At 46.4% G+C, this 12684-nt stretch carries 12 protein-coding genes; 5 read left to right on the forward strand and 7 right to left on the reverse strand.

The window, feature by feature from the left end; translation table 11 throughout:
• Positions 1–219 precede the first annotated feature (219 nt).
• The 3 genes from myaer_RS07750 to psaA all read right to left on the reverse strand — a co-directional run bounded on the left by myaer_RS07750 (position 220) and on the right by psaA (position 5407).
• Entirely contained in the window at positions 220–711 is a 492-nt protein-coding gene (locus tag myaer_RS07750) for a DUF29 domain-containing protein (protein ID WP_046661661.1), read from the reverse strand.
• A gap of 54 nt (positions 712–765) precedes the next feature.
• On the reverse strand, positions 766–2979 hold the full coding sequence (gene psaB, locus myaer_RS07755; RefSeq protein ID WP_046661662.1) for a photosystem I core protein PsaB: 2214 nt from the start codon (positions 2977–2979) through the stop codon (positions 766–768).
• A gap of 178 nt (positions 2980–3157) precedes the next feature.
• Positions 3158–5407 (reverse strand): photosystem I core protein PsaA, encoded by a 2250-nt coding sequence (gene psaA, locus myaer_RS07760; RefSeq protein ID WP_002780971.1) that lies wholly within the window; start codon positions 5405–5407, stop codon positions 3158–3160.
• A 467-nt stretch (positions 5408–5874) separates the two neighbouring features.
• Between psaA and myaer_RS07765 the strand changes: the two genes are divergently transcribed.
• Complete coding sequence (locus myaer_RS07765) at positions 5875–7449, forward strand: hypothetical protein (RefSeq protein WP_046661663.1); 1575 nt, start codon at positions 5875–5877, stop codon at positions 7447–7449.
• A gap of 280 nt (positions 7450–7729) precedes the next feature.
• Positions 7730–8296: a hypothetical protein gene (locus myaer_RS07770; protein ID WP_046661664.1), complete on the forward strand. Its 567-nt coding sequence runs from the start codon at positions 7730–7732 to the stop codon at positions 8294–8296.
• Between the two features lie 116 nt (positions 8297–8412).
• Here myaer_RS07770 and myaer_RS07775 read toward each other — a convergent pair whose 3' ends face one another.
• From myaer_RS07775 to myaer_RS07790, 4 genes are all read right to left on the reverse strand, one after another.
• Positions 8413–9060: a YqiA/YcfP family alpha/beta fold hydrolase gene (locus tag myaer_RS07775; protein WP_046661665.1), complete on the reverse strand. Its 648-nt coding sequence runs from the start codon at positions 9058–9060 to the stop codon at positions 8413–8415.
• An 11-nt stretch (positions 9061–9071) separates the two neighbouring features.
• Entirely contained in the window at positions 9072–9377 is a 306-nt protein-coding gene (locus myaer_RS07780; RefSeq protein WP_046661666.1) for a DUF2973 domain-containing protein, read from the reverse strand.
• Positions 9378–9476: 99 nt separating this feature from the next.
• Complete coding sequence (locus tag myaer_RS07785; RefSeq protein WP_080949723.1) at positions 9477–9881, reverse strand: DUF2605 domain-containing protein; 405 nt, start codon at positions 9879–9881, stop codon at positions 9477–9479.
• A 15-nt stretch (positions 9882–9896) separates the two neighbouring features.
• Positions 9897–10523: a TenA family protein gene (locus tag myaer_RS07790; protein WP_046661668.1), complete on the reverse strand. Its 627-nt coding sequence runs from the start codon at positions 10521–10523 to the stop codon at positions 9897–9899.
• Positions 10524–10919: 396 nt separating this feature from the next.
• Between myaer_RS07790 and myaer_RS07800 the strand changes: the two genes are divergently transcribed.
• From myaer_RS07800 to sipA, 3 genes are all read left to right on the forward strand, one after another.
• Positions 10920–11126: a hypothetical protein gene (locus tag myaer_RS07800; RefSeq protein ID WP_046661669.1), complete on the forward strand. Its 207-nt coding sequence runs from the start codon at positions 10920–10922 to the stop codon at positions 11124–11126.
• A 41-nt stretch (positions 11127–11167) separates the two neighbouring features.
• On the forward strand, positions 11168–12067 hold the full coding sequence (locus myaer_RS07805; RefSeq protein WP_046661671.1) for an amino acid ABC transporter substrate-binding protein: 900 nt from the start codon (positions 11168–11170) through the stop codon (positions 12065–12067).
• Positions 12068–12415: 348 nt separating this feature from the next.
• Complete coding sequence (sipA, locus tag myaer_RS07810; protein WP_046661672.1) at positions 12416–12628, forward strand: regulatory protein SipA; 213 nt, start codon at positions 12416–12418, stop codon at positions 12626–12628.
• The last annotated feature ends 56 nt before the right edge of the window (positions 12629–12684 follow it).

Raw genomic sequence — 12684 nt, forward strand, 5'->3', positions numbered from 1 at the left:
TATAACGATAATTTTTTTTCCTGCCTATATCTCCTGCAAAAATCAAAAATTTTCCCTTATGTAAAGAGACGAACGACAGTAGGAGAAAAAATACAAGAAACCAATAGACTCTCGATAAAAACCAAGATTATGTCAAATTTATCTGAAGTTTTAGATATTTTGAACCGATAGAGCCTCGATAACTTACTTTTACAGGAGGTCTCCTTTAATTCTCCTATTCTAAACTGGTAAAAAATCAAAATCTATAATTTCTGCAAAGGTATAAGGACAAACTTGCGGAAACCTATCAACAGATAAACCAGTTTTTTTGATTACCGATCGCTTGGCTTTATCATAAATAATATCTAGCCTAGAAGCCCCATAATTGTAGAGGGTTTTTGACTGGAATAAAATTTCTAGTTCTAGACGGAAATTATCGATTTCATCGGCCCATCCCCGGCCACAATTACCTTTTTCAGTCAGCCAATACTGATACATTAATAAATGTTTAACGGTTTGAATTAGATAGCTTTCCACTTTGTTCCTTTGTTCTCTCCCCAAATCTTCTATCTCCGTTAAAAGATGTTCCCAATCTAAATTTTTAATCTCCCCGCGTCGAATTTGTTCAGTGGTTCGCTCAATCCACAAAACAAAGTCCTGATCATAAAGTTGTTTTAATTCTTCCACCTGCATAGATTTTTGGGATTGAGCCGTGTTTTTATTATCAATCATAAACAAAACCCCCCACCAATGGGCGGGGGGTTTTTTAGTTACCTAATTCAAGGTTTAGCCGAACTTGCCAGCAGTGGAGGCGATCAAGAAGGCGGCGTAGGTGAAGATATAGCCAACGGTGAAGTGAGCTAAACCAACCAAACGAGCCTGAACGATCGAGAGAGCCACGGGTTTGTCTTTCCAACGAACGAGGTTCGCCAGAGGAGTGCGTTCGTGGGCCCAAACGATAGTTTCGATCAACTCTTGCCAGTAACCACGCCAAGAGATCAGGAACATGAAACCGGTTGCCCAAACGAGGTGTCCAAAGAGGAACATCCAGGCCCAGACAGAAAGGTTGTTAACACCGTAGGGGTTGTAACCGTTGATTAACTGAGCCGAGTTAGCCCAGAGGTAATCGCGGAACCAGCCCATCAGGTAGGTGGAGTTTTCGTTAAACTGAGCCACGTTACCCGACCAGACACCGAGGTGTTTCCAGTGCCAGTAGAACGTTAGCCAACCCAGGGTGTTCAACATCCAGAACATGGCTAGGTAGAAGGAATCCCAAGCAGAGATGTCGCAAGTACCGCCACGGCCGGGACCGTCGCAAGGGAAGGAATACCCGAAGTCTTTTTTATCGGGCATTAATTTGGAACCACGAGCGTCTAAAGCACCTTTAACCAGGATTAGAACGGTGGTGTGTAAACCAAGAGCGATCGCATGGTGAACGAGGAAGTCGCCAGGACCGATGGTTAAGAAGAGGGAGTTAGTGCCGCTATTGATCGCGTCTAGCCAACCGGGTAACCAAACATCACCGTAGTTAGGATAGGCGGTGTAAGCGATACTATCGGGGTTAGACAACAGTACGTTCATGCCGTACAGGGTTTTACCCGAAGCTGCTTGCACGAATTGAGCGAACACAGGTTCGATCAGGATTTGTTTTTCGGGAGTACCGAAAGCGACGACTACATCGTTATGAACGTAGAGGCCGAGGGTGTGGAAACCTAAGAAAAGGGAAACCCAGCTTAGGTGAGAGATGATCGCTTCTTTATGCTCCAGCATCCGCGCCAGGACGTTATCTTTGTTCGCTTCGGGATCATAGTCACGCACGAAGAAGATAGCACCGTGGGCGAAAGCACCCACCGCTAGGAAACCAGCGATGTATTGGTGGTGGGTATAAAGAGCCGCTTGGGTGGTGTAGTCCTTAGCGATAAAGGCATAAGGGGGTAGCGCGTACATATGCTGCGCCACCAGAGAGGTGATCACGCCTAAAGAAGCGAGAGCCAAACCGAGTTGGAAGTGGAGAGAGTTGTTAACCGTGTCATAAAGATTTTTGTGACCGGCTCCTAACTTACCACTGGGGGGTTTGTGGGCATTGAGGATGTCCTTGATGCTGTGACCGATGCCCCAGTTGGTGCGGTACATATGACCAGCCACAATGAAGATCACAGCGATCGCCAAGTGGTGGTGAGCCATATCGGTTAACCAGAGGGACTCGGTTTGGGGATGGAAACCACCTAAGAAGGTGAGAATCGCAGTTCCCGCGCCTTGGGCAGTACCGAAAATGTGGTTAGCAGTGTCGGGGTTTTCCGCATACACACCCCAGTCACCGGTGAAGAAGGGTAGTAAACCCGCCGGGTGGGGGGGAGTGGAGAGGAAGTTGTCCCAACCAACGTGCTGACCGCGGGATTCGGGGATAGCAACGTGAACGAGGTGTCCGGTCCAAGCCAGAGAGCTAACACCGAACAGAGCGGCGAGGTGGTGGTTCAGGCGAGATTCAGCGTTTTTGAACCAAGCGAGGCTAGGACGGAACTTAGGTTGTAAGTGTAACCAGCCAGCAAAGAGGAAAATCGCCGAGAGAATCAGCAGGAACACCGCACCTTGGTATAGGTCTTGGTTGGAGGTCATACCGATGGTGTAGAACCAGTGGTAAACCCCGGAATAGGCGATGTTAACCGGATTAGAAGCACCAGCTTGGGTGAAGGCATCTACAGCGCCTTTACCGAACTGGGGATCCCAAATCGCGTGGGCGATGGGACGGATGTTTAAGGGATCTTTGATCCACTGCTCGAAGTTACCTTGCCAAGCGACGTGGAATATAGTGCCGGAAGTCCACAGGAAAATGATTGCAATGTGGCCGAAGTGGGACGCGAAAATCTTTTGGTAGAGATTCTCTTCCGTCATGCCATCATGACTTTCAAAATCGTGGGCTGTGGCGATCCCGTACCAAATCCGACGGGTAGTCGGATCTTGGGCTAGATCTTGGCTAAATTTAGGGAATTTAGTTGCCATAGCTGTTTAGGAAATTCTCCTCTCTAAATAACTGAGGCTCTTACACGAGTGCTGGTTATTTCCTTTTTTAAATTCACCCACTGTAATAGGAAACGCTTACAGTGGTATCGGTCAATCGACGCTGGTTCAGCCTAGTCTTGCCAATCCCCGGGGGACTGGCAAGCCCTTATAGGCAAGTTTAGCCAATCGAGAGACTTCTGGCCAAGAAGAATGCCCAAGTGGTGACAATACCGCCTAAGAGGTAGTGAGCCACACCAACGGCACGACCTTGAATGATGCTCAGGGCGCGAGGTTGGATAGCGGGGGCAACTCTTAACTTGTTGTGCGCCCAGACGATCGACTCGATTAATTCTTGCCAGTAGCCGCGACCACTGAACAGGAACATCAAGCTAAACGCGAAGACGAAGTGACCGGCTAAGAACATGATTCCGTAGGCAGACAGGGCAGAGCCATAGGAATTAATGACTTGCGCCGCTTGCGCCCAGAGGAAATCGCGTAACCAACCGTTGATGGTGATGGCACTTTGAGCGAAGTTACCAAGGGTAACGTGGGTGACAGTGCCATCGGGGGCGACGGTTCCCCAGACATCGGACTGCATTTTCCAGCTAAAGTGGAAGATTACGACCGAGAGGGAGTTGTACATCCAGAACAGGCCGAGGAAGACGTGATCCCAACCCGAAACTTGGCAGGTACCGCCGCGACCGGGACCATCGCAGGGGAAACGGAAACCGAGATTCGCTTTATCGGGAATCAGACGGGAACCGCGAGCGTAGAGAACCCCTTTGAGGAGAATCAACACCGTTACATGGATGGTGAAGGCGTGGATGTGATGCACGAGGAAATCGGCAGTACCGAGAGTGATCGGCATCATGGCCACTTTGCCACCCACTGCTACCACGTCGCCACCGAAAGCATAACTAGCGGTAGTGAGAGCGTTAGGAGCGGTGTTGCCGGGGGCTAGGGTGTGGAGACTTTGTACCCATTGGGCAAAGATGGGTTGTAGTTGAATTCCCGTATCCGAGAACATATCTTGGGGACGACCAAAAGCCCGCATGGTGTCGTTGTGAATGTATAAACCGAAGCTATGGAAGCCGAGGAAAATACATACCCAGTTCAGGTGGGAGATAATTGCGTCGCGATGACGGATCACCCGATCGAGCAGGTTATCGACGTTTTTGGCCGGATCGTAGTCCCGCACCATGAAGATCGCTCCGTGCGCTCCCGCACCGACGATTAAGAAGCCACCGATCCAAGTGTGGTGAGTAAACAAGGATAGTTGGGTGGCGTAGTCCGTCGCCTGATAGGGATAGGGCGGCATGGCGTACATATGGTGGGCCACGATGATGGTTAGCGAACCTAAGAGAGCAAGGTTAATCGCTAACTGGGCGTGCCAAGAGGTGGTCAGGATTTCGTACAGTCCTTTGTGACCTTGACCGGTGAAGGGACCTTTGTGGTTTTCGAGGATTTCCTTCATGCTGTGACCGATACCCCAGTTGGTACGGTACATATGACCAGCAATGATGAATAATACAGCGATCGCCAAGTGATGGTGAGCGGTATCGGAAAGCCAGAGACCACCGGTCACGGGGTTCAAGCCACCTTTGAAGGTGAGGAAATCCGAGTAAGCACCCCAGTTAAGGGTAAAGAAGGGGGTCAAACCCTGGGCGAAACTGGGATATAAATCCGCCATCTTGCTCGGTTCGAGGATGAACTCGTGGGGCAAGGGGATGTCTTGGGGAGCGACTCCAGCATCGAGGAGTTTGTTCACCGGTAAAGAAACGTGAATCTGATGACCGGCCCAACCTAGGGAACCTAAGCCGAGTAAACCCGCCAAGTGGTGGTTCATCATCGATTCCACGTTTTGGAACCATTCCAGTTTCGGTGCGCTTTTGTGGTAATGGAACCAACCGGCAAACAGCATCAGGCCCGCCATAACTAAACCACCGATAGCGGTGCAGTATAGCTGATAGCTGTTGGTGAACCCGGAGGCGCGCCAAAGGTAGAACAGACCAGAGGTGATCTGAATACCGTGGAAACCGCCGCCCACATCGCCGTTCAGGATGCCTTGACCGACGATCGGCCAGACCACTTGGGCGCTGGGTTTGATGGCCAGCGGGTTGGTTAACCAAGCTTCATAGTTAGAAAATTTCGCGCCGTGGAAGTACATTCCACTTAGCCAAACGAAGACAACGGCGAGATGTCCGAAGTGGGCACTGAAGATTTTCCGAGAAATATCTTCTAGATCGCTGGTTTGACTATCAAAATCGTGGACGTTGGCGTGTAGGTTCCAAATCCAGGTGGTGGTTTTGGGTCCTTTGGCTAAAGTGCGATCAAAATGCCCCGGTTGCCCCCACTTCTCAAAGGAAGTAGGTACTGGGTCTTTATCTACAATCACTTTAGCTACCGCCTCTTTGGGGGGGAGTGCCATGAGGATTCTCCTCTCTCGACAATAGACTTAGCGTTTTATTTGAGGATAGATTTTTTAACCTAAAAAAGGCAAGTTGAAATCTGACCCACCTTTTGTTAATGTCGCTTGACTTTCCTCTTGGGTGAGATTCCAGTCGAAAGCATCAATAGTAGATGATAAGTCTTTGTTCTCTTGTCTGTTCGTTATGCTTAACAATAATTAAAATTCTCTCAATCCTTGATAGGAGAGACGTTTTCTGCTATGGACGGTCTTAGTCAGGGTCTGACTGGTGATTTTTCTTTACAAAAGTTTATCAATTGTCGCTCCGGAAGCCAATTTCCCCTTTTTCTCCCTCACCAGACCATATAGAAAATTCAATAGATAGATTCTCAAAAAACAATCAAACAATTCTGTAAAATTGAGGCCATGACCTCATCTTCTCGCGCTTTTGCTGACACCATAGCATTCAATGACTCTAGCAAAAATCAATGGTTTGTATAGATTTTGGCCTTGGCTCTAGGAGGAACGTGCTATCCCTACTACATAGATTAATCCCCGTCAAAACCCTTCATATATGCCTTTTGATCGGTTTACTGACCACCCTGTTAACGGCCTGTGGCGATCGCCTGACAGCTACCAATCTCCCCACTTCCGAAACCCCTCATCTTCCCGTCGTTCGAGGCCGCATTTCTGAGGTTGCCCCCCCGGCCCTAATTCAGGAACTGCGCCCCAGTTTAGATCGTTACGCTCCCCAAGTAACGATTCTCAGTCCTCTGGCCGAACAAGTTTTCGATGACCCTCAGGTGACAGTTAAACTACAAGTGTCTGATCTGCCAATTTTCCAAGACGATACCCTGAAATTAGGACCCCACTTGAGCCTAATTGTCGATAATGAACCGGCAGCGGCTATCTACGACCTCAAGCAACCGATTATCCTAGAAAATCTTGCCCCAGGTACTCACACCCTCCGCGTCTTGGCCCTGCGGCCTTGGCAGGAAAGTTTTAAAAATGATGGGGCTTTTGCTGAAACAACCTTTCATATTCTGACAAAAACAGGCAAAAATGCCCCCGATAACAACTTACCCCTATTAACCTACAGTAGTCCGCAAGGAATCTACGGTGCAGAACCGATCCTGCTCGATTTTTATCTGAGTAATGCTCCTCTACGTCTGTCCAATACTGCCAACGGGGATAATAATCTTCAAAATTGGCGCATTCGTGTCACTGTCAACGGGGAAAGTTTTCTGCTTGATACTTGGGAACCAATCTATCTCAAGGGTTTTGCCAAGGGCAATAACTGGGTACAACTAGAATTCATCGATGGTAAGGGAAATAAAATCGAAAACGAGTTTAATACCAGCGTGCGCGTGATTAGCTTTGAACCCTCTTACCAAGACGGCCTCAGTCAATTAGTCCGTGGCGATTTATCCCCTACAATTGCCCGTAGCATTGTTGATCCCAACTATAAAACTCTTCCTAGTCTAGAGGAAGAAACCCCTATAGTTGAGGAAACACCCGTTATTGAGGAAGAAGAAACCCCTATAGTTGAGGAAACACCCGTTATTGAGGAAGAAGAAACCCCTATAGTTGAGGAAACACCCGTTATTGAGGAAGAAGAAACCCCTATAGTTGAGGAAAACCCTATAGTTGAGGAAAACCCTGTAGTTGAGGAAAACCCTGTAGTTGAGGAACCCCCTATAGTTGAGGAAAACCCTGTAGTTGAGGAAACCCCGGTTATTGAACCAGAAAGCCCAATTGTGGAAGAAAAACCAGTAGAAACAGAAACAATCGAAAAGGTCGAGGGAACCCCCGAAGCGATCGAATCTCCCCTAACCACCATACCAGAGACAAAGGAGATTAACGAACTGGCCCCCAGTATTCAGCCTCTGGTAGAAGTGGAACCCATTCCCGAACCCCAGAACAATAGCGAGAAAAAAATCACCATTTTTGATCGCATTCAACAAACCTTAAATCGCTTCCAGTTACCCTCTCCCCCAGCGGAAAAAGCTATCGAACTACCCACCCTCGATCCTGAATTATTCAGCAACATCGATCGATCTTAAAACCCAGCTTAATAAGCGATCAGTTATTTTAGGTATTAGCTATCAGCATTCAGCTTTTATTTAGTCGATTAATGGCTAAATAGCCATTTTTGCGCTGATTTTACTGTTATATGGCTGACGGCTCATAGCTGATGGCTTAAAGACCGCCCAGAAAAACCCCCGCCAAATCAACGAGCGAGAAATTATTAAACTAATATTTCGCAATATGGACAAAATCAGGAACTAAGTTATAATCTAAAACGTCTATAGACGGTTTACTAACTTTTTGCTTGAGGTAATTGTGTTTAACAAAATTTCCCTTGTCGCTGGTTTTGCCGGTTTAGTTGCCCTAACTACCGTTGGTGCTGTACCCGCACAAGCAGGACTGGAAAATAACGAAATTCTGATCAGTCAACTGCGCGGCCATGACACCTACAGAGGTGAGCCGCAACTCAACCCGGGTGACTATATACTCGGTCGCGTCCGGGGAACCGTGGGTGGCATTATGTCCATCCAATTGATCAGACTTGTAACAGTGGATGGCAAAGAAATTTTCAACGGCGACTTTGCTGACGGAACCACCGCTCGTATTACTGGGGATGGCACTGGTGGCGACGATGTACTATTGCAAGTGGTAGATGGCAAGTTAATTTATGTGGGTAAAGCTCATCCCTATTGGGTTTCCCGCTTGAAACTAAAATCAGAAATCGCCGTCAGTACCACTCGCTCGCAACTTTTAAGAGAAATCAACGAAAAACAACCTGCTTGGGGACTTCCCGCTTTACCCCCGGAAACCAGAACCTTTACTGAAGTTGCTCCTCAACCCGCTCCCGAGCCTAGTGTATCTCCTATCCGCGGACTTTGGTAGTGGGAAGACATCAGCAGAAAATCTCTTGTCTTAGAAGCTGAAAAATCTTCTCGAATTTAATACAAGTGTACTCAAAAGCTCTCTCTTGTTTCGATCGAAGGGGGGGTCTTTTTTAGTCAAAAATTGAGAAATAATTGTATTTCAGCCCAGATTGTCGTCATCACATCGGTAAGGGCATGATCGCTATCTAATTCGATTAATTTCACCCAAGGACGATTCATGCAATAATGGCGACTATTTTCTAGGGGAATCACCTCATCGGCACGACCATGAATAATCAGGGTGGGGAGCTGCCTGATTAACTTTTCTTGGGGATAATTAGCTAAATCATCGATAAATTTGCAATAAATTGGCAGATAACGGCGATAACCGTAGTGATAAACCGATAAACTCCCAGATTTTTGCCAATTGGCTAGGGTTTCTGCTCCCAATTGTCCCAACCAAATCGGCCCGAAATTAAAAGCTGGAGCTAATAAAACGAGCCTTTGCACCTGAGAATAGGTTTCTGCCAGCCAAGCTGCCGTTAAACCGCCAAAACTGGAACCAATCAGAGTAACAGGAACCTGAGATTGTTCAATCACTCGGCCGATTTGGACAATCTGACGAGTGAGAGTTAAGCTAGAAAAGTCATCACCGTTAAGATCGGGAATTTCCATCGCTAAACCCCTCTTTTGCCAACAATGTCTCAAAAATTGCGCTTTTGTTGATTGGGGGCTAGAAGCAAAACCGTGTAGATAAATATATCTGTTTTCAAGGACTGCCATTCTAGAACCAATTAGATTTCTTCATCTTGCTCTTTGGTAGCACTGGGAGAAGAATTATAAATGGCATCTAACTGCTGACGAGCATCTTCGACAGTGAGAGAACGAATCACTAACAGGGGTTCATTAATCGGTTGTCCAGTCTCGTCCAAAAGTTCCGGATGGGAAGTCATGGGATAACCGTAGGGATTATAGGAATTAGCCGATTTAGCAGGACGTTTCTGGGAATCCATGCTGACAGTAATCAGACTCCGAATTAAATTATTAATGGTCAAAAAAGCGATAACCGTGAAGGCGAGGATATAGAGCAGATGTAACATTGGCCGAGTCTCCCATGAATTATGTGTGAATATTCCTAAATTGCCAAAACTTTATGCTAAAAATTCGCTCAACTCTCTAGCTTACCAAAAAGTTTCAGGTTAAGCGTCAGTTTGAGGAGATTGATATTCTCCCCAACCTTGTAATCGACGACGACTGCTGACCCCCCAACACTCTGCCACCAGCTGGTGCCAAGGCAATAACATCTTGGCCTCGATACCCACCTGACCACCTGTGGTTTTAAAGAGTAAATAAGCCGTGGCTACCTCCTGTTGGGCGTTTTTGACTCTTGCTAATAAATCGTTTTGTTCCTCGAGGCTGAGAAAGGATAATCTCTCGGATTCGAGGAGGAGACGGGAACGGGAAAACCAATGGGTGAAATCCTCTAGTAGAGGTTCCAAGATAGTTTTCAGGAGTTCGTTTTCGGTGGGTTGCGAAGGAAACATTATTCTTATAATGACGATTTTGCTTACCTTAATCTTAGCGTTATTTATATTTCTTAACATTGTGACGGTAAAATTTTAAGATTTGCCCCGGCGGTAGGCGGCACTAAAGAAGTCCTGTTCGCAACTAAGAGCATAACGATAGGATAAAGAGATATTTTCCGTCATCAGCGCGTATTTATCCGCCAATTCCTCTAATTGACTTGCTAAAGCTGCGAATTCATACCCACTATAACTATCAATCCAAGCTTGATAGGGATTCTCAGAAATCGGTTCTAAGGCTAATTGTTGGCCTAGATAAGCATAAAGACGCATACAGGGACTCATCGCCACGGCAATCGCACCGATGTCACCCATCCAAGCGGTAGCGAGAAGAAAATCCCGATAGCGACGGGTGGCGTTAGCGGGCTGAACCTTTCTCAGGTCAACCCCCCACTGTAAAGCGTAATTTTCGTGTAATTCTAATTCCTTTAATACCCCTGCCGCTAACCGATGAAAGCTAGTGAATCCCTGCCAATCGGGAGCTTTAGCGGCGGCGATACTGTAAGCACGGGCGAAAGATTCCAGAAAAAAAGCATCTTGACCGACATAAAAAGCAAAACAGTCCCGTTTAAGCTCTCCTGTGGCGATACCTCGCACAAAAGGGTGTTCGAGGCAAGCTTGCACTAGATCTTGATGGCTGTGCCAAAGTTGCTGACTAAGCATAGGAAAATACTAATTATACTAAATCCGTTGAGTATAGGCTACATATCAGGACAGGCAAAAGGCAATAGGCAATAGGCTTCGGCCGTGAGCTCAGCCGAACGGCAAAAGGAGCAATAGATAATCAGTTTTTAATAACCAGATTTAGTATTAGGTGGACAAGGTTGGTTAAGTGGGTGGGTGGAATTAAATATAAGATGAATGTAGGTTGGGCTTCGGCCGTGAGCTTTTGCCGAACGGTTGAAGCATGAAACCCAAAGCCCGCATGGGTTACTGAAAATGGGTAAAACCCCACACCCCACACCCCACACCCTACACCCCGTCAGTTCATTTCCTTAACCCAAACTGACGTTAACCCTGTTATAATACAGATAACTGACTAAATTTGAATTAAAAACTATGCGACTTAAGCGATGGGAGTCCCCCCGCCGTCAGGGACGTAACGACAAAGGCAAGGGTGGTTCGGCCCGACAGCGACAACTGAAAAAACAATTTAAAATGCTGTCGAAAAAACTGAAAGGGGGAGAGAGTAACATCTCTCCTCTTTTTTTGTCCCCAGCAATCGCCACTGAAAAATCTTCCTCTGGGAAACTCTCAGTCTCCTGAAACAGTCCCAGACTTGAGCCACTTTCAGATTAGGGAAAAAAATGAAGCGTACACTTGCCGTCATGACGATGACAGTAGCTTTAACCGTCACCAGTAACCATTCTAGCCTTGCGGGAGCAATCTTTGATCGCATTCAAAAAACTGGGGTAATTACTGCCGGCGCTCGTAAAGATGCTATTCCCTTTGGTTTTATCAACTCCCAAGGCAAGTGGGTGGGTTACAGCCTTGATATGTTAGAGTTAATTCGCAAAGAAACCGAACGGAAGTTAGGAAAACCGATTAAATTAAAAATTGTTGAGGTTACTCCCCAAAATCGTTTTGAAAAGTTAAAAACAGGGGTCATAGATATCGAATGTGGCTCTACTACTTTTACTTGGAAAAGAGAAAATGAGGTTGATTTTTCCGTTAGTTATTTTGCCAGTGGCACTCAATTGTTAACCCGCAAAGGTAGTAATCTCGATGACATCGGTAGCCTGGCAGGTAGACGCATTGGAGTGATTGCCAATACTACTAATGAAGCGGTGATTAAAACCCAACAACCCGCCGCTATTTTGGTCAAAGTTAAAAATCGTGGCGAGGGTTTACAAAAACTGGAAACGGGAGAAATTGATGGTTTTGCCAGTGATGGTATTACCCTAGAAGGCTTAAGGAAAAACGCTAAAAATCCCAATAATTTAGCCATAGTTCCCTCCTATCCCTACGCCTACGAATCCTATGCCTGTACTTTACCCGAAAATGATTCTAAATGGCGCGATACAGTGAATTATACGCTATTAAAATTTATGGAAGGGATCGTTAGTGACCAACAACAAGCGGTGACAATTTATGAACGTTGGTTTGGTGAAGACGGGGTTGTTCCCTATTCCAGAGAAACTATTAATGATTATTTTCAAGGCATTGTCAACACCTACGAATGGATTCCTTTAACTGTATTTCCCTAAAATCAAAACCTTTTCAGAGACCAGTGGAAAAAGGCACTCTTGCAAGTGGGAATTATGAATTATGAATTATCAATTATGAATGGGGAAGTGGGGAGTATTTTCAGTGAACAGTGAATAGTAAACAGTAATCAGTGAACTGAAAACTCACATCTGATAACTGATAACTGATTCAAGGCTGTCTCCTGTCTCCTATCTCCCCAAAAGGAAAACTTACTATATCACCATTAAGATAACTGCTGTAGCAAGTGCCTGTAAATTTCCTCTAGCAGCCTTGGCGAAAAATCACCATCGGGTGATCAATCTCTGTGCTAAGTTAGAAGATTATCACGATCGCATCTAGCCAGTACCATGAGTGAAATTAGCGTCGGGGGAAAAGTCCGTCTGATTGCCATTCCCCCTTACCTGAAAACCGCCGATCCCATGCCTATGTTACGGCCGCCAGATCTGCTCGATATCGACGATATAGGCACGGTGATCGATCGCCGGCCGGGGGGTTATTGGGGTGTAAAATTCGATCGAGGCTCATTTCTGCTCGATAGCAAATATTTAGAAGCCATTTAAACCAGTTAAGTGTATCGCAGTCAAGACAACTTTGATAAATCACAAGCAAATCTAAC

The sequence above is a fragment of the Microcystis aeruginosa NIES-2549 genome, assembly GCF_000981785.2.
Taxonomy (GTDB): Bacteria; Cyanobacteriota; Cyanobacteriia; order Cyanobacteriales; family Microcystaceae; genus Microcystis; species Microcystis aeruginosa_C.

Coding starts and splice junctions, on each gene's coding strand:
- myaer_RS07750 (WP_046661661.1), bottom strand. CDS start 711: ATGATTGATAATAAAAACACGGCTCAATCCCAAAAATCTATGCAGGTG.
- psaB (WP_046661662.1), bottom strand. CDS start 2,979: ATGGCAACTAAATTCCCTAAATTTAGCCAAGATCTAGCCCAAGATCCG.
- psaA (WP_002780971.1), bottom strand. CDS start 5,407: ATGGCACTCCCCCCCAAAGAGGCGGTAGCTAAAGTGATTGTAGATAAA.
- myaer_RS07765 (WP_046661663.1), top strand. CDS start 5,875: ATGGTTTGTATAGATTTTGGCCTTGGCTCTAGGAGGAACGTGCTATCC.
- myaer_RS07775 (WP_046661665.1), bottom strand. CDS start 9,060: ATGGCAGTCCTTGAAAACAGATATATTTATCTACACGGTTTTGCTTCT.
- myaer_RS07780 (WP_046661666.1), bottom strand. CDS start 9,377: ATGTTACATCTGCTCTATATCCTCGCCTTCACGGTTATCGCTTTTTTG.
- myaer_RS07785 (WP_080949723.1), bottom strand. CDS start 9,881: ATGTTAAGAAATATAAATAACGCTAAGATTAAGGTAAGCAAAATCGTC.
- myaer_RS07790 (WP_046661668.1), bottom strand. CDS start 10,523: ATGCTTAGTCAGCAACTTTGGCACAGCCATCAAGATCTAGTGCAAGCT.
- myaer_RS07800 (WP_046661669.1), top strand. CDS start 10,920: ATGCGACTTAAGCGATGGGAGTCCCCCCGCCGTCAGGGACGTAACGAC.
- myaer_RS07805 (WP_046661671.1), top strand. CDS start 11,168: ATGAAGCGTACACTTGCCGTCATGACGATGACAGTAGCTTTAACCGTC.
- sipA (WP_046661672.1), top strand. CDS start 12,416: ATGAGTGAAATTAGCGTCGGGGGAAAAGTCCGTCTGATTGCCATTCCC.